This window comes from Dyella sp. RRB7 (assembly GCF_022761115.1).
In the GTDB taxonomy this organism is placed as follows: Bacteria; Pseudomonadota; Gammaproteobacteria; order Xanthomonadales; family Rhodanobacteraceae; genus Dyella.
Genome location: NZ_JAKWJS010000003.1, coordinates 56,934 through 80,344 on the forward strand (window position 1 = coordinate 56,934; position 23,411 = coordinate 80,344).

Sequence of the window (23,411 nt, forward strand, 5' to 3'; positions counted from 1 at the left end):
GCCTGCGTTCGGGTTGGGGGACCTAGCGGCACGGTCAGCTGTACCGCCTCGCCGACCATGTGAGGATTACTAAAGCCAGCTGCCATCTTGGAGTTGGCTTCCCTCAATTCGGGAGATAGCCCATGAATGAAATAGCCCGTTACGTACGCGCCTTAACCAATATTTTCATCTCGGGCGTTCTGCTGATGCTTGCCATCGTCAACTTGAACTCGACCCTTGAGGCACCGCCCAACATACAGTCCGTTGCGGGCAAGATCACGGCATCCGGAATCTTGTCTCTGGTTGTCTATCTGGCCTTGGTGCTTGTCACCGGGCTGTTTGCCTGGGCCTTTTGGCGACGTCGCGCCACCGGCAACTCGTCTTTCGTGTCAGCAATACTCAATGCCATCGCCTGCCTCCTTCTTGTGACAGCCGGCGTTTACCACCTGATACCTCAATGACGATCAAAGCGAACCGCGCAAAGTTGATCGCTTCGCCCGATGATGAATATCAGGGAGCGAGCAATCTGCTTTGGCCAGCCGATCGGTATCCATACAAGCTTCCTGTAAACCGCCTGAAACAAGAAACCCGGCCATAGCCGGGTTTCTTGCAAACACTGCATCAACGATTACTCACCGTCGGCGGGCGAGTCCGGTGCTTCGGGCGCGGTTTCCACCGGGCCGTCCTCACCCTCGCCACTCTCCGCATCCAGGCGCACCACGCTGACCAGCGATTCGTCCGCCGGCAGACGGATGAGTGTCACGCCCTGGGTGTTGCGGCTCAACTGCGAGATCTCTGCCACGCGCGTGCGCACCAGCGTGCCCTGATCGGAGATCAGCATCAGCTCGTGGGCCTCGGTGACCTGCGTGGCGGCCACCAGCGGGCCGTTTCGCTCCGAGCACTGGATGCCAATGACGCCCTGCGTGCCACGTCCCTTCTTCGGGAACTCCTCGAGCGCCGTGCGTTTGCCGTAACCGCGCTCGGTTGCGGTGAGGATGTCGCCCTCGGCCGCCACGATCAGCGACACCACGCTGGCATCGTCAGCCAGCTTCATGCCGCGCACGCCGGTGGCGGTACGCCCCATGGAACGGACTTCGGATTCGTCGAAACGCACCGTCTTGCCGTTGGAGGCGAACATCAGCACATCGCTGTTGCCGTCGGTCAGTTCCACGCCGATCAGCGCATCGCCCTCGTCGAGGTTGATGGCGATCTTGCCCTTCTGCAGCTGGAACGCGAACTCGGTGAGCGGGGTTTTCTTTACCGTGCCCTGCTTGGTGGCGAAGAACACGAAGCGGTCTTCGGTGTACTCGCGCACCGGCAGCACGGCCTGCACCTTCTCGCCCTCGCCCAGCGGCAGCAGGTTCACCATCGGCTTGCCACGCGCGTTGGGGCCCGACTCCGGCATCTGGTAGACCTTGAGCCAGTAAACGCGGCCGGTGCTGGTGAAGGTGAGCAGCGTGTCATGCGTGTTGACCACCCACAGCTGCTCGACGAAATCCTCGTCCTTCAGCGCCGAGGCCGAACGGCCCTTGCCACCGCGACGCTGCGCGCGATAGGTGCTGGCCGGCTGGCGCTTCACGTAGCCGGTGTGCGACAGCGTGACGACCACGTCTTCCGGCGCGATCAGGTCGAGTACGTTGAGGTCTTCCTGCGAATGCTGGATCTCGGTGCGGCGTTCGTCGCCGAACTCGTCCTTGATGGCCTGCAGCTCGTCGCGGATCACCGCGAGCAGGCGCGCCGGATCTTCCAGGATTTCGATCAGGCCACGAATGGTCTCGAGAATCTGGCGGTATTCGTCGGAAAGCTTTTCCTGCTCCAGGCCGGTGAGGCGGTGCAGGCGCATGGCCAGGATTTCCTGGGCCTGCACTTCGGACAACTGGTAGCCCTCGGCCTTGAGGCCGTCGCGCGGGTCCATGTCTTCCGGGCGCGAGGCTTCGGCACCGGCGGCGGCCAACAGGCTGCCCACCATGCCCGGCTGCCACTTGCGCGCCAGCATGCGTTCGCGCGCTTCCTGCGGCGAGGCCGAGGTGCGGATCAGCTCGATCATCTCGTCGATGTTGGCGAGCGCTACGGTGAGACCTTCGAGGATGTGTGCGCGTGCGCGCGCCTTGCGCAGGTCGAAGATGGTCCGGCGCGTCACCACTTCACGGCGGTGACGGATGAACGCCTCGAGGATTTCCTTGAGGTTGAGCAGGCGCGGCTGGCCATCCAGCAGCGCCACCATGTTGATGCCGAACGTCACCTGCAGCTGGGTCTGCTGGAACAGGTTGTTGAGCACCACGTCCGCCATCGCGTCGCGACGGATCTCGATGACCACGCGCATGCCGTCCTTGTCGGACTCGTCGCGCAGCTCGCTGATGCCTTCGAGTTTCTTTTCCTTGACCAGCTCGGCGATCTTTTCGATCAGGCGAGCCTTGTTCACCTGGTACGGCAGCTCGTGGACGATGATCGTCTCGCGGCCGTTCGATTCGGTTTCGATCTCGGTGCGCGCACGCACGAGGATGCGGCCACGACCGGTGCGATAGGCCTCGATGATGCCCGACGAGCCGTTGATGATGCCCGCGGTCGGAAAATCCGGACCCGGGATGTACTGCATCAAGTCTTCGATCGACAACGAGGGGTCGTCGATCAGGCCGATGGTGGCGGCGACCACCTCGGTGAGGTTGTGCGGCGGCACGTTGGTCGCCATGCCCACCGCGATGCCGGCCGAGCCATTGATCAGCAGGTTCGGCACGCGCGTGGGCAGCACCAGCGGCTCGTGCTCGCTTTCGTCGTAGTTGGGGCCGAAGTCGACGGTGTCCTTGTCGATATCGGCAAGCAGCTCCTGCGTGAGGCGCGCCATGCGCACCTCGGTGTAACGCATGGCAGCGGCGTTGTCGCCGTCGACCGAACCGAAGTTACCCTGGCCATCGACCAGCATGTAGCGCAGCGAGAACGGCTGGGCCATGCGCACGATCGCGTCGTAGACCGAGGCATCGCCGTGCGGGTGGTACTTACCGATCACGTCACCGACCACGCGGGCCGATTTCTTGTACGGCTTGTTCCACGCGTTGCCCAGTTCGTTCATGGCGAACAGGACGCGGCGGTGCACCGGCTTCAAGCCATCGCGAACATCCGGAAGGGCACGCCCCACGATCACGCTCATGGCGTAGTCGAGATAGCTCTGACGCATCTCGTCTTCGATATTGACGCGAATGACTTCTTTGGCGAGTTCTGCCATCAATCGGCTTCCCTGATGAAGAAAAGGGCCGCTCTACACCCGCATTTCAGCGAGTGCGCCGGCGACCTAAGGACAACCTGCGAAGTGTAACACGTTCACAGCCGGATTCACAGTATTTTCACATTGCGAATCAAAGGCTTACGTAGAGGTTTTGGCACTCTTGAAAAGCACGCCGCGCGCCGTCGCGAAATTGACCAGCGAGGCCGCCGCCGAGCTCGCCGCCACGGCCACCGCAGGCCAGCGATGCAGCCATGGATAGACCATCAGAATGGCGGCGTAGGCGGCATAGTTGACCACCGCGCCCACGCTCATCAGGGCAACCCAATGCAGCCATTCGGCATGCAGCGAACGCCCGCTTTCGCGATGGCCGAAGGTGAAGCGCCGGTTCCACAGCCAGGTGGCCGTGGCCGCGCAGAGGAAGGAAACCACGCGCGCGAGATAAGGGTTCCAATGCCCCCAGCTCACCAGTGCCTGCACCACGCCGGCATCGACCACCAGGCCGATGGCGCCGCCGACGCCAAAAAGCACGACTTGTCGACGAAGACTCATCGACCGAACAGCGCCTGCATCGCCAGCGTATTCGGACGCTCGATCACGCCGCGCTCGGTGACGATGGCGTCGATCAGCTCGGCCGGCGTGACGTCGAACACCGGGTTCCACGCTTCGGCGCCCTCGACCACGGTGCGGCGCCCGGCCACGGACAGCAGCTCGGCGGCGTCGCGCAGCTCGATCTCGATCTCCTCGCCGGAAGCCGTCGCCATGTCCACCGTGGACGACGGCGCCACTACCATGAACTTCACGCCATGATGGCGCGCGGCGATGGCCAGCTGATAGGTGCCGATCTTGTTGGCCGTATCGCCATTGGCGGCGATGCGGTCGGCGCCCACGATCACCCATTGCACCGCCCCCGATCGCATCAGGTGCGAGGCGGCGGAGTCGGCGATCAGTTTGGCGGGAATGCCGTCGCGCACCAGCTCCCACATGGTCAGGCGCGCGCCCTGCTGCCAGGGACGCGTCTCGCCGGCATAGACCTGTTCGATACGGCCGCTGGCCACGCCCGCGCGGATCACGCCCAGCGCGGTGCCGTAACCCGCCGTCGCCAGCGAACCGGTATTGCAGTGGGTGAGCACGCCCGAGTGCGGGGCGATCAGGGCCGCGCCCAGCTCACCCATGTGGCGGTTGGCGGCCAGGTCCTCGTCCTGGATGGCCTGCGCCTCGCGCTCCAGCGCCACGGCATCGGCGCCGGCGGCGATGCGGGCCTTCATGCGATCGAGTGCCCACATCAGGTTCACCGCGGTGGGACGGGCGGCGCGCAACATGGCCAGCGCCGCATCCAGCGATTCACCCTGCTTGGCGGCAAGCACCACGCCCCAGGCCGCCGCAATGCCGATGGCCGGCGCGCCGCGAACGGCCAGGTCCCTGATGGCCTGGGTTACCTGGGCGGCGGTGGCGCAATCGATCCAACGCTCTTCCTGGGGCAGCAGACGCTGGTCCAGCAGGCGCAGATGATCGCCTTGCCACTGCACGGCGCGGATGCGGTCGTAACGGTCGTAATCCATAAATGTCGTACTACTCGAAGAAATCGAAGGGCTAGCGGAGGTCCGCCGCGAAGACTCAGGGCATATCGGGCATGACCACCCACAGGATCAGGTAGATCAGGATGCCCGATCCACCCGCCAGGGTGAGCAAGATCCACAGCAGGCGAACCAGCGTCGGATCCCAACCGAGATAGTCGGCGATGCCGCCGCAGACGCCGGCAATTTTCCTGTCAGTGCTCGATCGATGAAGACGCTTGTCCATGACAACCCCCTCTCCTTTGGAACGTATCAGTTTCGCGTACTCAGCCACTGATGGATAGCCGGCGGCACTTCGCGCTGCGCGCGACCGGACACATAGATGCCGATGTGGCCACCCTTGAAGGCGAGCTGCGTGTAGTCGGTGGTGCCCACGTAGCGCCCCAGCGCGCGCGAAGCATCGGGTGGCACCAGGTGATCCTGCTCCGCAAAGATGTTGAGCACCGGCTGCGTGATCATGCCGAGGTCCACCGGCTTGTCGCCGATCACCACCTCGCCCTTGATCAATTTGTTTTGCTGGTAGAAATCCTTGATGAACTCGCGGAACGCCTCGCCCGCCTGGTCCGGCGAATCGAAGATCCAGCGCTCCATGCGCAGGAAGTTCACCAGCTCCTTGGGGTTGTCGAGGATGTCGACCAGGCCCACGTATTTCTGCTGGTTCAGGCGCACCGGCTTGAGCGTGAGATACACCCAGTTGAGCAATTCGGCCGGAATATTGCCCATGGTGTCGACGAAGCGATCCACGTCCAGCTCCCGCGACCAGCTCGACAGCATGTTGTCCGGCGTCTGGAAATCCACCGGCGTGACCATGGTGATGAGGTTCTTGACCTTCTCGGCATGGGTCGCCGCATAGCACAGCGAGAACGTGCCGCCCTGGCAGATGCCGAGCAGGTTCACCGCATCGACGCCGGCATATCGGCGCACGGCATCCACGCAACGGTCGAGGTAACCGTTGATGTAGTCGTCCAGCGTCAGCCAGCGATCGGCACCGTCGGGATAACCCCAGTCGAGCAGGTAGACGTCTTCACCCTGCTCCAGCAGGTTGCGCACCAGCGAGCGGTCCTCCTGCAGGTCGGTCATCCACACCGTGTTGACCAGCGCATAGACGATCAGCGTCGGCGTCTTCGCCGTCGGCGCGCCCTGCCCCTTCATATGCCATAGCGTGAGCTTGTCCTCGCGATATACCGCCTCGCGCGGCGTATTCGCGTATTCGGGTTCAAGCTGATGGGCGAGATTGCCCAGTCCGGCCGCCAGCTTGCGCTGGAAGGCCGAGATCTCGCCCAGCAATGCGGCCGGATCGAGGCGTAGCGGCGGAAACATGAGCGCTCCTTACTTGCGCGTGCGCGTGGCGCCGCGCACGACGGTTTTGCGGGCGGCCACCGCGGCGGCCGGCTTGGCGCGACGCACGACAACCTCTTCTTCGACCGCACGCTTGCTGTTGCGCGTGGCGGACTTCTTCGCGGTGACCTTTTCTGCCGCGGGCTTGCTGGCCAGCTGGCGCTTCAATGCGGCGACTTCCGCGCGCAAGGCCATCAGCTCTTCCGATCCGGCGGCCGCGGCCTTCGCACGCACCTCGCGGCGCAGCTCGTGCAGCCGCTTGCTCAAGGCAGAGACTTCGCTGCGCGTAGGCATGCCCAGCTCACGGCAGTACGCCTCAAGCTGTTGCTGCTGCAGCTCGCGCACACGACTTTGCGCGTTGACCATCAGCCCGTAGATGTGACGGAACTCCTCGGACAGCGCGATCTTGGCATAGGCCTCTTCCGCACCGTCCACCCACAGGTCGTAAAGCCCCTTCAGCGATTCGATCTGGTGGTTGGAACTGCCCAGCTCGGCCAGCTTCGCCTGCAGCCGTTCGAACCCTTCGGCGTTGGCGCGCTGGATCAGCCCCTGGTATTTGTTGGCGCTATCGAGGTATTCGCGCATGGCTGCGGCCAACGCCTGCTGTTGCAGCTGACGCTCACGCGTATAGCCAAAGGCGGCCAGGTGCTCGACATCGAAGGCGAAGCCAGCCGTGCCCGATTGATTGGCCTGCAGCCAGCCTTGCCACATCTGCCCGAAGCTGCGCGCCGCCTCGCTGTCGAGCGTGGCGAAGGCATGGGCGAACGGCTGGCCACTCAAACTGGCATAAAGGTTCTGCAGCGCATGCTGCCAGTCACCACCGCCTTGCCCCAGTCCGCTGCTGGCAGCGCCTTGCAGCCACTCGCCATAACTCTTGAGGGCAGCCATGCTTCGCGCCAGCAGGTCATTGCTGGCGCCCGCGTGCGGCATGGGCGCCACCGACGCAAAGGGGTTTGTCGCCGTTGTCGCTTGCTGTTGCAGATAACGGGTCCAGGACTCCCAGGATTGCTGCGCCATCGCCTGGTAATCCTTCAACAAATCACTTGCCTGGTCGGCCATGCCTACATCCTCATCGCACTGCCGGCATCGTAGCAAAAGCGTGTTGCAGCGAACGCAAAAACAGCATTAGGAACGGCGCGTTCCTATGTCGCAGCCACCACTGAAAAATTCCGCAGTGCACCAAAAAGCAGAAGCCCGGCACGAGGCCGGGCTTCCGCAACTTACTGCGAGTCGACGACTCAGGCGTTGGCGCCCTCGTCCTCGGCCACGGCCTTCATGGACAGGCGAATGCGGCCCTGCTTGTCCACTTCCAGCACCTTGACCTTGACGATATCGCCTTCCTTCAGCTTGTCGGAGACCTTCTCCACGCGCTCGCTGGAAATCTGCGAGACGTGCACGAGGCCGTCCTTGCCCGGCATGATGGTGACGAACGCGCCGAAGTCCATCAGCTTGGCAACCTTGCCTTCGTAGATGCGGCCCGGCTCGACGTCGGAGACGATCTGCTCGATGCGCTTCTTGGCCTCGTCGGCCTTCAGGCGGTTCACCGAGGCGATGATCACGGTGCCGTCATCGCTGATGTCGATGGTGGTGCCGGTCTCTTCGGTGATCGAGCGGATGGTGGCGCCGCCCTTGCCGATGACTTCGCGGATCTTGTCCGGATGGATCTTGATGGTGAGCAGGCGCGGGGCGTACTCGCTCATCTCCGAACGCGGCGTGCTGATGACCTTGGCCATCTCGCCGAGGATGTGCAGGCGACCACGCTTGGCCTGGGCCAGCGCCGTGCGCATGATTTCCTCGGTGATGCCGTCGATCTTGATGTCCATCTGCAGCGCGGAGATGCCATCGGCGCTACCGGCCACCTTGAAGTCCATGTCGCCGAGGTGATCTTCATCGCCCAGGATGTCGGACAGCACGACGAAGTCGTCGCCTTCCTTGACCAAGCCCATGGCGATGCCGGCCACCGGTGCCTTCAGCGGCACGCCGGCGTCCATCATGGCCAGCGAGGAACCGCACACCGACGCCATCGACGAGGAACCGTTGGACTCGGTGATTTCCGAAACCACGCGGATCACGTACGGGAACTCTTCGATGCTCGGCTTGACGGCCTGCACGCCGCGCTTGGCGAGGCGGCCGTGGCCGATTTCGCGACGCTTCGGCGCGCCGAAGCGACCCGCCTCGCCCACCGAGAACGGCGGGAAGTTGTAGTGGAACAGGAAGGCATCCTTCGACTCGCCTTCCGGCGCATCGATGATCTGCGCGTCGCGGGTGGTGCCCAGCGTGGCCACGACCAGTGCCTGCGTTTCACCGCGGGTGAACAGCGCCGAACCGTGGGTACGCGGCAGCACGCCGACGCGCACGGAGATGGCGCGGACGTCGTCGAGGTTGCGGCCGTCGATGCGGACCTTGGTCTTCAGCACGCCGTCGCGCATGGTGCGGTACTCGAGCTCGGCGAATTCCTTCGCCAGCTCGGCCTTGTCCCAGCCCTTGGCTTCGGCGTCGCCGGCCAGCGAGGCCAGCACGTCGGCCTTGATCGCGGCGATGGCGTCACGGCGCTGCAGCTTGTCGCGCACCTGGAAGGCTTCTTCCAGCTTGTTGCCGACCGCACCCTTGAGGGCGGCGACCAGCGACTCGTTGCGGGCCGGCGGCTGCCAGTCCCACGACGGCTTGGCGGCTTCGGTGGCCAGTTCCGCGATGGCGCGGATGGCGGCCTGCATCTGCTGGTGGCCGAACACCACGGCGCCGAGCATCACTTCCTCGGACAGCAGCTTGGCTTCGGATTCCACCATCAGCACGGCGTTGGAGGTACCGGCCACGACCAGGTCCAGGTCCGAGCCCTTCAGCTCGGTGGCGGTCGGGTTGAGCAGGTACTTGCCATCGACGTAACCGACGCGGGCGGCGCCGATCGGGCCCTTGAACGGGATGCCGGCGAGGCTCAGCGCGGCGGAGGCACCCAGCATGGCCGGGATGTCACCGTCGATTTCCGGGTTCAGCGAAACGACCTGCGCGATGACCTGCACTTCGTTCTTGAACTCTTCCGGGAACAGCGGGCGCACCGGACGATCGATCAGACGCGAGGTGAGCGTCTCCTTCTCGGTCGGGCGGCCTTCGCGCTTGAAGAAGCCGCCCGGGATGCGGCCGGCGGAGTAGAACTTCTCGACGTAGTCGACGGTAAGGGGGAAGAAATCCTGCCCCTCCTTCGCCTTGGCGGCGGCCACCACGGTGACGAGCACGACCGTGCCGCCCATGCTGACCATGACGGCACCCGAAGCCTGGCGGGCGATTTCGCCCGTCTCCAGTGTGACTTCGTGATTACCGAACTGGAATGACTTGGTTACTTTCGCCACTGTCTTTTCCTGATTGGGGAAGTGCGGCCAGGAATGGCCGCCCTTTTGATTCTCGCGTTCATGGGAGAACGCAGAAATTACCTGCGCAGGCCCAGGCGCTCGATCAGGGTCTGATAACGAGCCAGGTCGCGGTCTTTCAGGTAGCCCAGCAGGCGCTTGCGCTGGTTGACCAGCTTCAGCAGGCCGCGGCGGGAATGGTGATCCTGCTTGTGGGCCTTGAAGTGGTCGGTGAGGTGGTCGATGCGGGCGGACAGCAGGGCGACCTGCACTTCCGGCGAACCGGTATCGTTCGCCACGCGGCCGAAGTCAGCAATGATCTTGCCGGTCTGTTCTGCGGTGAGGGACATGGTATCTCTTCCTAAAAAAACGGGTGCGAAGCTTGCGCAACGTCACGGCATGACGTTGCGCAAGCTTCGCCTTGATGAATGAAAATTCTCGAACAAGCTCCGTATTGTAGCGACCGGAGCCCTATGACAACAAGACCGTCATAGTTGGCTGGCAGGCTCGCCGGTAACGGGCAGATTGAAGCCACGCACGATGTGCAGTTTCCCGCCCATCGCCTCGCCCAGCGCCAGCAGGCGACCGTCCTCGCCAAACACCGCCAGCCGCCCGGTCATGTCGGCATCCAGCGGAATCTGCTGGCCCTGTGAGACGGCCACGCTACGCTCGGCATCCAGGTGTAGCTCGGGCAGATCCGCCAGGCCGGCCGAGACCGGCAACAGCAGCGTCAGCAAGGCATCGTCGCCCTGCGCGAGGGCGGCGTTGAGCTGGTCGACGGTGACCATGGCAGGCTCCCTGAACGGCTCCACCCACAGCCGGCGCAAGGCCGTCAGGTGGGCGCCACAGCCCAGGTCCTCGCCCAGGTCCACGGCCAGGCTGCGCACGTAGGTACCCGCGCCGCATTCCACATACAGGGTGAGGCTGTTCTCCGTGCGGGAGACCAGCTCCAGGCGATAGACCTCCACCTCGCGCGCGGGCACGTCCACGGCCTCGCCGCGCCGGGCCTTCACGTAGAGCGGCTCGCCATCCTTCTTGATCGCCGAATAGGCTGGCGGCACCTGGGTGATGCGTCCGCGCAGCTTGGCCAGCGACTGCTCGATGACGTCGTCGGTCAGGGTCGGCACCGGCCGCTCCAGCACGACCTCCCCTTCGAGATCCGCCGTGGCGGTGGTGGCGCCCAGCCGGCACTCGGCCAGGTAGGCCTTGCGCGAGCCCAGCAGCATGCCGGCCAGCTTGGTGGCCTCGCCGAAACACAGCGGCAGCAGGCCGCTGGCGAGCGGGTCCAGGGCCCCGGTATGGCCACCCTTCTCCGCCCGGAAAATACCCTTGCGCACGACCTGCAGGGCCTGGTTGGAGCTCAGGCCCAGCGGTTTGTCCAGCAGCACGATGCCGTGCAGGTCGCGAAAACGTATCCGCTTCATCAGTCCTCGGTGCTTTCCTCATCCGGCGCCACGGCGCGGGCACCGTCCTGGCGCAGCAGGCTGTCGATGCGCTCGCCCTTGTCGACCGAGTCGTCGTACTTGAAGCGCAGCTCGGGTACCCGGCGCAGGCGCATGCTGCGCGACAGCGAGCGGCGGAATTCCACCGCCAGTTCCTTCAGCGCCTTCATCGCCTCGGCGGAACGCTCCGGCTGCAGGGCCGTGACCCACACCGTGGCCCAGTCGAGATCACGGGTGACCTCCACATCCGACACGCTCACCGAAGGCAGGCCATGGTCGCGCACGGCGGCGTGGACCAGCAGGCCCAGTTCGCGGCGCAGTTCGGCACCGACGCGGTCGGTACGCTTGAAATCGCGTGAAGGCATGACGCACTCCTAGGTTTTTGCGTCCATCCATGAACGCGAGGATCAAAAAGCGGCCATCCATGGCCACACTCTTCAATGTGAGACCCGCCAGCGTGGCGGGACCCGAAAAACAAAGCGAGCGATGTGGATGTCCACACCGCCCGCTGGAAAACCACCACTGAGGGCTATCGGCCCGCCTCCTGGCAGGCCGAGGGCCGTTACAGCGTGCGGGCCACCTCGATACGCTCGAAGCACTCGATCTGGTCACCGACCTTGACGTCGTTGTACTGCTTCACGGCGATACCGCATTCCATGCCGTTGCGCACTTCGTCGACCAGGTCCTTGAAGCGACGCAGCGACTCCAGTTCGCCCTGGAACACCACGGTGTTGTCGCGCAACACGCGGATCGGCTTGCTGCGCTTGACCGTGCCTTCGATGACCATGCAACCGGCCACCGCGCCGAACTTGGAGCTGCGGAACACCTCGCGCACCTGCGCCACGCCGATGATCTCTTCGCGCACTTCCTTGCCCAGCAGACCCGAAGCGGCCTGCTTCACCTGGTCGATGACGTCGTAGATGATCGAGAAGTAGCGGACGTCCAGGCCCGAGGTGTCGATGACCTTGCGGGCCGAGGCATCGGCACGCACGTTGAAGCCGATCACCAGCGCCTTGGACGCGGCGGCCAGCGTGGCATCGGACTCGGTGATGCCGCCGACGCCGGCCGCGATCACGTTGACCTTCACGTTCTCGTTGCCGATCTGGCTGAGCGACTCGCGCAGCGCCTGCACCGAACCCTGCACGTCGGCCTTGACCAGGATGTTGAGCGTCTGCTGCTCGGCACCCTGACCCATCTGGGCCATGATGTCCTCGAGGCGATTGGCCTTGCTGACCATGCGCGTCTCGCGGCGCTTGAGCTGACGCTCGGCGGCCACTTCACGGGCGAGGCGCTCGTCGGCCACCACCACGAAGTCGTCACCGGACTCCGGCACGCCGGACAGGCCCAGCACCTGCACCGGAATGGACGGGCCGGCTTCCTGCACGGTCTTGCCGCTTTCGTCGATCAGTGCACGCATGCGGCCGTATTCGATGCCGCATACCACGAAGTCGCCGCGCTTGAGCGTGCCCTGCTGCACCAGCACGGTGGCCACCGGGCCACGACCGCGATCCAGGCTGGACTCGATCACCACGCCCGACGCCGGGCCGTCCTCGACGGCGGTCAGCTCCATCACCTCGGCCTGCACCGAGATAGCATCGAGCAGGTCGTCGATGCCCATGCCGGTCTTGGCCGACACCGGCACGAACGGCGTATCGCCGCCCCACTCTTCCGGAATCACTTCCAGCACGCCGAGGCCCTGCTTGACGTGGTCCGGATTGGCGTCGGACTTGTCCATCTTGTTGATGGCGACGATCAGCGGCACCTTGGCGGCGCGCGCATGCTGCACGGCTTCCGCCGTCTGCGGCATCACGCCGTCGTCGGCCGCGACCACCAGCACCACGATATCGGTGGACTGGGCACCGCGGGCACGCATCGAGGTGAACGCTGCGTGGCCTGGGGTATCCAGGAACGTGATGACGCCCTTGGGCGTTTCCACGTGGTACGCACCGATGTGCTGGGTAATGCCACCGGCTTCGCCCGAGGCGACCTTGGTGCGTCGGATGTAATCCAGCAGCGAGGTCTTGCCGTGGTCGACGTGGCCCATGATGGTGACCACCGGCGGACGCGGCTTCTTCTCGCCTTCCAGCTCCGCGTTCTGCGTATGCGCAGCCAGCGTGGCTTCGGCGTTGTTTTCGCTGGCAGCTACCGGCGTGTGGCCCAGCTCTTCGATCACCAGCACGGCGGTATCGTGGTCGATGGTCTGGTTGATGGTCGCCATGACGCCCATCTTGAACAGCGCCTTGACCACTTCCGAACCCTTGACCGCCATCTTCTGCGCAAGGTCGGCCACCACGTTGGCGTCGCCCACCACCACTTCGCGCACCACCGGCGCGGTCGGGCGGGAGAACCCATGGGCACCGCTGCTGGCCTGGTTGCCGCCACGCGATACCTCACGGCCAGAACCCTTGCCGGGCTTGCCGCGCTTGTTGTTGCTGGACCGGCGCGCGCGATCGGCGTCGCTCAAATGCAGCTCGCCGCCGGCAAAACGCTTGCCGCCCGGCGTGTCGTCACGGTCGCGACCGTGACGAGCCTTGTTGCGATTGTCGCCGGCAGGCGCGGCAGCGGCGCCACCCGCGGCTGCATTGCCCCCGACGGCCGGAGCCGGACGGGTGGCCGCCGGCGCGGCAGCGGCCGGTGCGGGCTTGGGCGCGGGCGGAGCCGGCACCACCACGACCTTCTTTTCGCGACGACGCGGCTCATGAATGGTCGGCACGATCATGCCGAGCGAGCTGTGATCGATGCGCTGGATCACCGGCTCGGCCACGACCGGCTTTTCGGCGGGCTCGGCGCTGGCCGGCGCGGCAACCACCGGCTCGACCGGCGCAGCAGCCGCTTCCGTGGCGACCTGGCGCGCCTGCTGTTCCTGGGCGCGCGCGGCGGCTTCAGCCTCGGCCTGCTGGCGACGCTGTTCTTCCTCCGCCTCGCGCTGGCGCTGGACCTCTTCCTCGCGCTGCCGGGCTTCTTCCTGGCGGCGGCGATCGGCCTCGATGCGCTCGTTTTCTTCGTGGTCGCGCTGCTGCTGCGACTCATGCAGCTTGCGCACCGCCTCTTCGCGCTCGACATCGCTGCCGGCTTCTTCGGCAATGACGCTGCGCTTGACGTAGGTGCGCTTGGCGCGCACTTCCACGTTGACGGTCTTGGCGCCGCCGCTGGCAGCGCCGCGGCCGCCCGGGGTGGACAGCTTCAGCTCGCCGCGCGTGCTGCGCTTCAAGGTGATCTGTCGCGGCGAACCGCCTTCGCTTTCGGCGGGCGCATCCTTGCCGTGGCTGCGCCGCAGGAAGCCCAGCAGCTTCATCTTTTCCGTGCTGCTGATGACTTGCTCAGGGTCCGAGAAGGACATGCCTGCCTGACTCAGCTGCGTAAGCAGCCTGTCGACGGGCACCTTCATGCTCAGGGCCAGTTGTTTGATCGTTTCACCGGACATCGTGTTCTTTCTCCGCCGTTCCCGCGCTAAGTCCGTGAGGCCTCGCCTGCACGTCCACCCCCATCCTTGGTGGAGGGCTTTTCAGCCCTCCTCGGCGCGCCCATCCAGGGCGCCGCCGTCCGCGGTTAGCCACCCTTCTCCAGACGCGCGATCATCGGCGCACGTGCAGCCATGATCAGCGCGGCAGCGCGATCCTCGTCCATGCCATCGATATCGATCAGGTCATCGACCGCCAGGTCGGCCAGATCGTCCACCGTCACCACTTCGCGCGAGGCCAGCGCGTACGCCGTGGCCTCGTCCATGCCCGGCAGCGAGAGCAGTTCTTCCGACGGCTGGTGCTCGTCGATGCCCTCTTCCACCGCCAGCGCCTCGGTCAGCAGCGCATCGCGGGCGCGGGCGCGGAGTTCCTCGACGATATCCTCGTCGAAGCCTTCCACGGCCAGCAGCTCGGCGCTGGGGACATAGGCGATTTCCTCGACGCTGGAGAAGCCTTCCTGCACGAGGATATTGGCGATCTCCTGGTCCACTTCAAGCTTGTCCATGAACAGCTGGCGCGCCGCTTCCTGCTCGGCCTCGCTCTTGGCGGCGACCTGGTCCTGCGTCATCACGTTGAGCTGCCAACCGGTGAGCTTGCTGGCGAGGCGCACGTTCTGGCCACCACGACCGATCGCCTGGGACAGCTTGTCCTCGGCCACCGCGATGTCCATCGAGTGCTTTTCCTCGTCCATGATGATGGACTGCACTTCGGCCGGCGCCATCGCATTGATGACGTACTGGGCCTGGTTCTCGTGCCACAGGATGATGTCCACGCGCTCGCCATTGAGCTCGTTGGACACGGCCTGCACGCGCGAACCACGCATGCCGATGCACGCGCCGATGGGATCGGTGCGGGTGTCGTGCGCGACTACGGCGATCTTGGCGCGGTCGCCCGGATCGCGGGCGCAGCCCTTGATCTCGACCAGGCCCTGGCCCACTTCCGGCACTTCGAGCTTGAACAGCTCGATCATGAATTCCGGCGCGGCGCGCGACACGAACAGCTGCGGGCCGCGGGCTTCCGAGCGCACCTCGTAGAGGTAGCCACGGACGCGGTCGCCGACGCGGGCCGACTCGCGCGGGATGGTCTTGTCGCGCGGGATGAAGGCCTCGGCGTTGCTGCCCAGGTCCAGGTAGACGTTGCCGCGCTCGACGCGCTTGACGATGCCGGTGACCAGCTCGCCCACGCGCTCCTGGAACGCGTCGACCACCTGCTGGCGCTCGGCTTCGCGCACGCGCTGCACGATCACCTGCTTGGCGGCCTGCGCGGCGATGCGGCCGAACTCGGCGTTCTCGATCTGCTGCTCGATGTACTCGCCGACCTGCGCGTCTTCGCGCTCGTCCACGGCGTCCATCAGGCGCACCTGGTGGAACGGCGATTCCATCTCGCCGTCATCGGCGATGACTTCCCAGCGACGGAAGGTCTCGTAGTCGCCGGTATGGCGATCGATGGACACGCGGATATCCGGATCTTCGTCCGGATAGCGCTTCTTGGCGGCGGACGCGAGCGCCGCTTCCATCGCCTGGAAAATCACTTCACGCGGCACGCCCTTTTCATTGGCAACCGCGTCAACCACCAGCAAAAGTTCTTTGCTCATTGCAGCAACTCCGTAGACGCCACTGGCGCCCGATCGCTTTCGATTGATTACTTCGTGGTCTTCTTGCCCGGCTTTTTGCCTGGCTTGGGCTGCGGCACGTAACCGAGCGCCACCCAGTCAGGCACCACGCGCGCACTCTCCACCGCGTCATGGTCGAACTCGAAGGTCTTGCCTTCGGCTTCCAGCGAAATCCGCTCGCCTTCGACCGACACCACCTTGCCGCGCAAACGGCGACGTCCTTCCAGGGGCGCCTTCAGCAAAATCTTTACTTCCGCACCGGCCACCTTGGCAAACTGCGCCGCGGTGAACAGCGGGCGGTCGATGCCCGGGGAGGAAACCTCGAGCACATAATGGCCCGGGATCGGATCCTCCACATCCAGCAACGCCGACAGCTCGCGACTGGCCGTTTCGCAGTCGTCCAGGCCGACCTCGCGACCTTCAGTGTCCAGGTAAACCCGCAGGGTACTCTGCCCCTGCGACGGGGTGAACTCCACTCCGATGCATTCCAGCCCCAGATCGGCCAGAACCTCGGTGAAGCGTTGAGCCAATGCTTGCGTATCCATGTCGCCTACCACCGTTACCGTCGCCAGAAACAAAAAATGGGCTCAAGCGGCCCATTCCCTGCTCTATACAAGAGCGTTCTCGCCGATGTCCCGACCCGTCCAGACGCTTTCCGGGGCACCCCGTACATGCTGCATCGAAGCGGCATGCGACGCATGTGCGACGCCTCCTTGCGCCCAACAAAAAAGCCTCACGAGGAGGCTTTCTTGTTCTAAGAAAGATCTGGTAGCGGGGGCAGGATTCGAACCTGCGACCTTCGGGTTATGAGCCCGACGAGCTGCCAGACTGCTCCACCCCGCATCAGAGTTCGAGAATATTAACGAGATGGCCGAATTCTTGCAAGCTTTTTCGTCAATATTTTTACGACATCGTCTGACAGCGTCATGACGGAAGGCATCCGTCATGACACGCATCAGCCGACAAACACTCGCTGGCACCAGCCAAACAGCGGGCCCCAGCTGAAACCAAGCACCAGCAGCGCCAGCACGTTCAACGACAGCACCAGGCGTACCGACACGTCGCCCTGCAGACGGATCTCGGCGCCGTCAACCGGCTTGTCGAAGTACATCACCTTCACCACGCGCAGGTAGTAGTACAGGCCGATGATGGCGAACACGGCGCCCACGATGGCCAGCCACATGAAACCCGCGTGGATCGCCGCCTGCAGCACCAGCAGCTTGGCGAAGAAGCCAAACAGCGGCGGCACGCCGGCCAGCGAGAACATCACCAGCATCATCAGGAACGCCGCCCAGGGCGAACGCTGGTTGAGGCCCTTGAGGTCGTCGATGTCCTCGCACTCGAAGCCCACCCGGGCCAGCGCCAGGATGATGCCGAAGGCGGCGGTGCCCATCAGCGCGTAGCTGATCGCATAGAACAGCGCGGCGGCATAGCCTTCCGGGCCGGCGTTGACCAGGCCCAGCAGCAGGTAACCCATGTGCGAAATGGTCGAATAGGCCAGCAGTCGCTTGAGGTTGCTCTGCACGATGGCCACCAGGTTACCGATCGCCAGCGACAGCACGGCCAGGCAGGCCAGCATCAGCTGCCAATGCTGCGACAGGTCGCCCATGCCCGTGGCCAGCAGGCGATAAGCCATGCCGAACGCAGCCAGCTTGGGGGCCGAACCGATGAAGATGGTCACGGCCGTCGGCGAGCCCTGGTAGACGTCCGGAATCCACATGTGGAACGGCGCGGCACCCAGCTTGAAGCCGATGCCCACGATCATGAAGATCAGGCCGAACACCAGCAGGTGCGGCATGGTCGTGGCGGCCGCCGCCGTGTGCAGGTGCGCCAGGTCCAGCGTGCCGGTGGCGCCGTAGACCATCGACATGCCGTACAGCAGCATGCCGGAGGCCAGCGCGCCCAGCACGAAGTACTTGATCGCCGCTTCCGAGGACATCTGCGAATCGCGGTTCAACGCGACCAGCGCATACGACGACAGCGTCAGCAGCTCCAGGCCCAGGTACACGGTGATCAGGTTGCCCGCCGACACCAGCAGCATGATGCCGATCACCGCAAAGATGGTCAGCGTGTAGAACTCGCCGATGAACAGCTTGCGATCGATCAGGTAGGGCTTGGCATAAACGAACACCAGGGCCGTGCTGAGCAGCGCGAACACCTTGAGGATCTCCGCCACGCCATCGCGCACGAACATCCCGTTGAAGGCGGTGACCGCCTGGTCGGGCTGGCCGGCGACCACCAGGTAGATGGTCATCAGCAGGCCGACGATCGAGAACCAATGCAGCGTCCAGCGCAGCTTGGGTTCCATGAAGGCGTCCAGCAGCAAGAGCACGCACGCCCATGCAACGAGGAACGCCTCCGGCAACAGGATCAGAATGTCATTGAGATTCGGCATGATCAGTCCTGTTAAATCTTGTGGTTGCCAAGCTGCGTGACCAGCTGCGAGACCGATGCATCCATCAGGTGGATCAGCGGCTGCGGCCAGATACCCAGCACCAGCACGGCGGCGGCGAAGGCGCCCAGCACCAGCCATTCGCGGCCGTTGATGTCCTTCATCTCGGCCACGTGCGGGTTGGTGATGTCGCCCCACAGCACGCGCTTGACCATGTACAGCGTGTAGGCGGCGCCGATGATCAGGGTGAAGGCCGCGAACAGCGCGATCCACGGATTGGCCTGGAAGCTGGCCAGGATCACCTGGAACTCACCCACGAAGCCGCTGGTACCCGGCAGGCCGCTGTTGGCCATGGCGAACAGCACGTAGAAGAAGCCGAACCACGGCATCACGTTGATGACGCCGCCGTAATCCTTGATCTGGCGGGTGTGCAGGCGGTCGTACAGCACGCCGATGCAGGAGAACATCGCGCCCGACACGAAGCCGTGCGAGATCATCTGCACCATCGCGCCCTGCATGCCCAGCTTGGCGGCATCCAGGTTGTCGGCGTGACGCACCAGCATGAAGGCGATGAAGATGCCCAGGGTGACGAAGCCCATGTGCGCCACGGACGAATACGCCACCAGCTTCTTCATGTCCTCCTGCACCAGCGCGATATAGCCGATGTAGACCACCGCGATCAGGCTCAGGCCGATCACCACCCAGGCATACGCGTCAGCCGCGTCCGGGGTGATGGGCAGCGAGAAGCGCAGGAAACCGTAGCCACCGATCTTCAGCATCACCGCGGCCAGCACCACCGAACCACCGGTAGGCGCTTCCACGTGGGCATCCGGCAACCAGGTATGCACCGGCACCATCGGCACCTTCACCGCGAATGCGATGAGGAAGGCGAAGAACAGCCAGGTCTGCTCCTTCATCGTCAGCGGCAGGGTCGCCAGCGTCTGCAGGTCGAACGTGCCGGCCTTCAGGTACAGGTAGATCAGGCCCACCAGCATGAAGATGGAGCCGAAGAACGTGTAGATGAAGAACTTCAGCGTCGCATACACGCGGCGCGGGCCACCCCAGACGCCGATGAGGATGAACATCGGGATCAGCATGGCCTCGAAGAACACGTAGAACAGCAACGCGTCCGTAGCGCAGAACACACCGATCATCAGGCCTTCGAGCACCAGCATGGCGGCCATGTACTGGTGCGGGTTGACCTGGATGACCTCCCAGGCGCCGACGATCACCAGGATGCCGACAAAGCTGGTAAGCAGGATCAGGGCCACCGAGATGCCGTCGACCGCCAGGCTGTAGTGCACGCCGAGCGAGGCGATCCACAGATGGCTTTCGACCAGCTGCTTGGCACCATCGGCCGCGTTGTACTGCGGCAGCAGGTAGAGGCTGACGACAAAAGTGATCACGGCCACCAACAGCGCCAGCCAGCGCGCAACGTTGGGTCGACCGGAGCCGGCGAGCAGCACCGGGACGGCACCCACGATGGGGAGCCAGATCAGCAGGCTGAGCAAATGATTGAACATGGAGCAGGTTCCCTTATTGCCCGACCAGCCAATACCCGCCAAGCAGCAGGATCAGGCCGAGAATCATCGCGAAGGCGTAGTGATAGAGATAGCCGGACTGCAGGCGGCGCGCGCCGCTGGCAATCCGCTCGACCAGACCCGCCGAACCATTGATCAGCGCACCGTCGATCACGGCCGCGTCACCACCCTTCCACAGCGCACGACCGAGCGCGATACCGCCGCGGGCGAAGACGATGTAGTACACCGCGTCGAACCAGTACTTGTGGTTGAGCACGTTGTAGATCGGCTTGAGCGCGTTCTTGATGCGACCAGCCACGGCCGGGTTGAACAGATAGATATAGGTCTGGATGGCGAAGGCGGCGGCTACCAGCCAGAACGGCAGCTGCGTGAACCCGTGCAGCGCCATGGCCACCGAGCCATGGAACTCCCTGGCCAGCTCGCCCAGCACGTTATTGGCCTCGTGCACCTGGATGGCGCTGCCGAACCAGCCCTGGTAGAGCATCGGCTCGATCGCGAAGAAGCCCACCAGCAGCGACGGAATCGCCAGCAACACCAGCGGCAGCGTCACCACCCAGGGCGACTCCTTCGGCGTCTCGTGCATGATGCCCGCGTCATGATGACCATGGTCATCCTTGTGCGAGTCATGATGGTGCTCGTCATGGCCGTGCCCGTGATCGTGCACCACCGTGAAGCGCTCCTTGCCGTGGAAGGTCAGGTACATCTGGCGGAAGGTGTACAGCGCCGTCACGAAGGCACCGGCCATGACGCAGAAGTATGCGTAGTTGGCACCCCAGCGATGCGACTCGCCCACCGCCTCGATGATGGCGTCCTTCGAGTAGAAGCCCGAGAAGAACGGCACGCCGCACAGCGCCAGCGAACCGATCCACATGGTGATCCAGGTCACCGGCATGTACTTGCGCAGGCCGCCCATGTAGCGCATGTCCTGCTCATGGTGCATGGCGATGATCACCGAGCCGGCGCCCAGGAACAGCAGCGCCTTGAAGAACGCATGCGTCATCAGGTGGAACACCGCCCCCGAATAGGCGGACACGCCCAGCGCCACCGTCATGTAGCCCAGCTGCGACAGTGTGGAATACGCGACGACGCGCTTGATGTCGTTCTGCACGATGCCGATCAGGCCGGTGAACAGCGCACCGGTGGCGCCGATGATCATCACGAAGCTGAGCGCGGTTTCGGACAACTCGAAGATCGGCGACATGCGCGCGACCATGAAGATGCCCGCGGTCACCATGGTGGCGGCGTGGATCAGCGCGGAGATCGGCGTGGGGCCTTCCATCGAGTCCGGCAGCCACACATGCAGCGGCACCTGGGCGGACTTGCCCATCGCGCCGATGAACAGCAGGATGCAGATGACCGTCGCGGCGTCCCAATGCGTGTTCTGGGTGATCTGCAGGGTCTTGCCGATCAGGCTGTCCGAGCTGGCGAAGGCCGTGGCGTAGTCGAGCGTACCGAGGAAATACAGCACCGCGGCGATGCCCAGCAGGAAGCCGAAGTCACCCACGCGGTTGACCAGGAACGCCTTGAGGTTGGCGAAGATCGCCGTGGGACGCTTGTACCAGAAGCCGATCAGCAGGTACGACACCAGGCCCACCGCCTCCCAGCCGAAGAACAGCTGCATGAAGTTGTTGCTCATCACGAGCATCAACATCGAGAAGGTGAACAGCGAGATGTAGCTGAAGAAGCGCTGGTAGCCCGGGTCTTCCGCCATGTAGCCAATGGTGTAGATATGCACCAGCAGCGACACGAAGGTCACCACCACCATCATCATGGCGGTCAGGCGGTCGATCAGGAAACCGACATTGGCGGTGTAGCGACCGATCTCGAACCAGGTGTAGAGATTGTGGTTGTAGACCGGTGCACCACCTACGGTGAGCTGGTACAGCACATAGAACGACAGGCCGCATGCGATCACCAGGCCCAGGATGGTGACGCTATGCGCACCGGCCCGGCCAATGACCTGACCAAAAAAGCCCGCGAGCAGGCAGCCGACAAGCGGCGCCAGCGCGATGGTCAGCAAAATGGATGTGGAAAGTTCCATCGGCTCAGCCCTTCATGCTGTCGATTTCGGCGATGTTGATGGTGCTGCGGTTACGGAACAGCAGGACCAGGATCGCCAGGCCGATAGCGGTTTCCGCCGCGGCCACGGTAAGGATGAAGAACACGAACACCTGCCCCGCCACGTCGCCCAGGAAACGGGAGAACGCGACAAAGTTGATGTTCACCGCGAGCAGCATCAGCTCGATCGACATCAGCAGCACGATGACGTTCTTGCGGTTGATGAAGAGGCTGGCCAGGGCGATGCAGAACAGCACCGCGCCGAGCACGATGAAGTGCGAAAGCGTGATCATGGGGTGGTCTCCTTGCCCGGTGCCGGCTGGGGCGCAGCGGGAGCTACGGCCGCCATCTTCACCACACGGATGCGGTCACGCGGATTGACGAGCACCTGTTGCGACGCCGACTGGTGACGCACGCCGGTGCGCTGGCGCAGGGTCAGCACGACGGCCGCCACCACGCCCACGGTGAGGATCAGCGCGGCGATTTCGAACGGCAGCAGGAACTGCGTATACAGCGCATGCCCCAGCCATTCGGTGTTGGACATGCCGGCGACGGTGGCCGGGTTGTCGCCCATCACCTTCTCATGCATGGCACGCACGCCGATCAGCGCAAGCATTTCGCCCAGCATGACCAGGGCCACGATGATGCCTACCGGCAGGTACTTGATGAACCCTTCGCGGACCCGTTCCTGGTTGATGTCCAGCATCATCACCACGAACAGGAACAGCACCATCACCGCGCCCACGTAGACCACGATGAGGGCAATGGCCAGGAATTCGGCCTCGGCCAGCAGCCAGATGCAGGCGGTGCTGAAGAAGGTCAGCACCAGCGACAGCACGGCATGCACCGTATTGCGCAGCGTGATCACGCCCAGCGCCGCCGCCACGGTAACCGCGGCAAAGGCGTAGAAGCAGACCAGTTGGAACACAGACGGATCAATCACAGTAGTGTCCTCAGCGATACGCGGCGTCTTGAGCGCGGGCAGCCGCGATGTCCTGCTCGAAGCGGTCGCCAATGGCGAGCAACTGCGGCTTGGTCACCACGTTCTCGCCACGCTGCTCGAAGTGGTACTCGTGGATATGCGTCTCGACGATCGAGTCGACCGGGCAGCTCTCTTCGCAGAAACCGCAGAAGATGCACTTGAACAGGTCGATGTCGTAGCGCGTGGTACGGCGCTGGCCGTCGCTTTCGCGCGGCGCCGAGTCGATGGTGATGGCCAGCGCCGGGCACACCGCCTCGCACAGCTTGCACGCGATGCAACGCTCTTCGCCGTTGGCATAACGGCGCAGGGCATGCAGGCCGCGGAAGCGGTTCGACTTGGGGATGTGCTCCATCGGGTAGCGCATCGTGTACTTCGGGCTGAACATGTAGCGCATGGTCAGGCCCATGCCCTTGAACAGCTCGATGAGCAACAGGCTCTTGAAATAGTGGGTAATGCGGGACATGGTTTTCT

The 23,411-nt window shown here is 64.2% G+C and carries 20 protein-coding genes and 1 tRNA gene; 1 reads left to right on the top strand and 20 read right to left on the bottom strand.

All coding sequences use genetic code 11. The features are described 5' to 3' along the window. Nucleotides 1-122: 122 nt before the first annotated feature. Complete coding sequence (locus MJ606_RS09250; RefSeq protein ID WP_243049246.1) at nucleotides 123-440, top strand: hypothetical protein; 318 nt, start codon at nucleotides 123-125, stop codon at nucleotides 438-440. A gap of 167 nt (nucleotides 441-607) precedes the next feature. On the opposite strand, the gene gyrA is transcribed toward MJ606_RS09250, so the two are convergent. The 20 genes from gyrA to nuoI all read right to left on the bottom strand — a co-directional run bounded on the left by gyrA (nucleotide 608) and on the right by nuoI (nucleotide 23,403). After that, on the bottom strand, nucleotides 608-3,199 hold the full coding sequence (gene gyrA, locus MJ606_RS09255) for a DNA gyrase subunit A (protein WP_243049247.1): 2,592 nt from the start codon (nucleotides 3,197-3,199) through the stop codon (nucleotides 608-610). 138 nt (nucleotides 3,200-3,337) lie between these two features. Further along, entirely contained in the window at nucleotides 3,338-3,748 is a 411-nt protein-coding gene (locus tag MJ606_RS09260) for a GtrA family protein (RefSeq protein WP_243049248.1), read from the bottom strand. Next, the gene (mtnA, locus tag MJ606_RS09265; RefSeq protein WP_243049249.1) at nucleotides 3,745-4,758 is read right to left on the bottom strand and encodes an S-methyl-5-thioribose-1-phosphate isomerase; all 1,014 of its coding nucleotides are present in this window, start codon (nucleotides 4,756-4,758) and stop codon (nucleotides 3,745-3,747) included. Before mtnA ends, MJ606_RS09260 begins: the two co-directional genes overlap by 4 nt. A 55-nt stretch (nucleotides 4,759-4,813) precedes the next feature. Continuing rightward, nucleotides 4,814-4,999, bottom strand: a complete 186-nt coding sequence (locus MJ606_RS09270) for a PspC domain-containing protein (protein ID WP_243049250.1) — start codon at nucleotides 4,997-4,999, stop codon at nucleotides 4,814-4,816. 26 nt (nucleotides 5,000-5,025) lie between these two features. Then, nucleotides 5,026-6,093: a class III poly(R)-hydroxyalkanoic acid synthase subunit PhaC gene (locus MJ606_RS09275; RefSeq protein WP_243049251.1), complete on the bottom strand. Its 1,068-nt coding sequence runs from the start codon at nucleotides 6,091-6,093 to the stop codon at nucleotides 5,026-5,028. Between the two features lie 9 nt (nucleotides 6,094-6,102). Continuing rightward, complete coding sequence (locus MJ606_RS09280) at nucleotides 6,103-7,170, bottom strand: poly(R)-hydroxyalkanoic acid synthase subunit PhaE (RefSeq protein ID WP_243049252.1); 1,068 nt, start codon at nucleotides 7,168-7,170, stop codon at nucleotides 6,103-6,105. Between the two features lie 179 nt (nucleotides 7,171-7,349). Then, a complete protein-coding gene (gene pnp, locus MJ606_RS09285) occupies nucleotides 7,350-9,455 on the bottom strand; it encodes a polyribonucleotide nucleotidyltransferase (RefSeq protein WP_243049253.1) in 2,106 nt (701 codons plus the stop codon). A 77-nt stretch (nucleotides 9,456-9,532) separates the two neighbouring features. Next, a complete protein-coding gene (gene rpsO, locus MJ606_RS09290; RefSeq protein WP_131407394.1) occupies nucleotides 9,533-9,802 on the bottom strand; it encodes a 30S ribosomal protein S15 in 270 nt (89 codons plus the stop codon). Nucleotides 9,803-9,940: 138 nt separating this feature from the next. Then, on the bottom strand, nucleotides 9,941-10,876 hold the full coding sequence (gene truB / locus MJ606_RS09295; RefSeq protein WP_243049254.1) for a tRNA pseudouridine(55) synthase TruB: 936 nt from the start codon (nucleotides 10,874-10,876) through the stop codon (nucleotides 9,941-9,943). Further along, on the bottom strand, nucleotides 10,876-11,259 hold the full coding sequence (rbfA, locus tag MJ606_RS09300; RefSeq protein WP_243049255.1) for a 30S ribosome-binding factor RbfA: 384 nt from the start codon (nucleotides 11,257-11,259) through the stop codon (nucleotides 10,876-10,878). The genes truB and rbfA overlap by 1 nt, the downstream gene beginning before the upstream one ends. Nucleotides 11,260-11,456: 197 nt before the next feature. Then, a complete protein-coding gene (gene infB, locus MJ606_RS09305) occupies nucleotides 11,457-14,318 on the bottom strand; it encodes a translation initiation factor IF-2 (RefSeq protein WP_243049256.1) in 2,862 nt (953 codons plus the stop codon). 125 nt (nucleotides 14,319-14,443) lie between these two features. Then, nucleotides 14,444-15,949: a transcription termination factor NusA gene (gene nusA, locus MJ606_RS09310; protein ID WP_243049257.1), complete on the bottom strand. Its 1,506-nt coding sequence runs from the start codon at nucleotides 15,947-15,949 to the stop codon at nucleotides 14,444-14,446. Between the two features lie 47 nt (nucleotides 15,950-15,996). Beyond that, entirely contained in the window at nucleotides 15,997-16,512 is a 516-nt protein-coding gene (gene rimP, locus MJ606_RS09315; RefSeq protein WP_243049258.1) for a ribosome maturation factor RimP, read from the bottom strand. Nucleotides 16,513-16,733: 221 nt separating this feature from the next. Next, nucleotides 16,734-16,810, bottom strand: a tRNA-Met gene (locus MJ606_RS09320). A 112-nt stretch (nucleotides 16,811-16,922) separates the two neighbouring features. Further along, nucleotides 16,923-18,362 (bottom strand): NADH-quinone oxidoreductase subunit NuoN, encoded by a 1,440-nt coding sequence (nuoN, locus tag MJ606_RS09325; protein ID WP_243049259.1) that lies wholly within the window; start codon nucleotides 18,360-18,362, stop codon nucleotides 16,923-16,925. A gap of 11 nt (nucleotides 18,363-18,373) precedes the next feature. Then, nucleotides 18,374-19,882, bottom strand: coding sequence for an NADH-quinone oxidoreductase subunit M (locus MJ606_RS09330; RefSeq protein WP_243049260.1), 1,509 nt, complete (start codon nucleotides 19,880-19,882; stop codon nucleotides 18,374-18,376). Nucleotides 19,883-19,895: 13 nt separating this feature from the next. Then, the gene (nuoL, locus tag MJ606_RS09335; protein WP_243049261.1) at nucleotides 19,896-21,941 is read right to left on the bottom strand and encodes an NADH-quinone oxidoreductase subunit L; all 2,046 of its coding nucleotides are present in this window, start codon (nucleotides 21,939-21,941) and stop codon (nucleotides 19,896-19,898) included. A gap of 4 nt (nucleotides 21,942-21,945) precedes the next feature. After that, on the bottom strand, nucleotides 21,946-22,251 hold the full coding sequence (gene nuoK / locus MJ606_RS09340; protein ID WP_131407376.1) for an NADH-quinone oxidoreductase subunit NuoK: 306 nt from the start codon (nucleotides 22,249-22,251) through the stop codon (nucleotides 21,946-21,948). Next, the gene (locus MJ606_RS09345) at nucleotides 22,248-22,898 is read right to left on the bottom strand and encodes an NADH-quinone oxidoreductase subunit J (protein ID WP_243049564.1); all 651 of its coding nucleotides are present in this window, start codon (nucleotides 22,896-22,898) and stop codon (nucleotides 22,248-22,250) included. The genes nuoK and MJ606_RS09345 overlap by 4 nt, the downstream gene beginning before the upstream one ends. 13 nt (nucleotides 22,899-22,911) lie before the next feature. Beyond that, entirely contained in the window at nucleotides 22,912-23,403 is a 492-nt protein-coding gene (nuoI, locus tag MJ606_RS09350; RefSeq protein WP_243049262.1) for an NADH-quinone oxidoreductase subunit NuoI, read from the bottom strand. Nucleotides 23,404-23,411 lie beyond the last annotated feature (8 nt).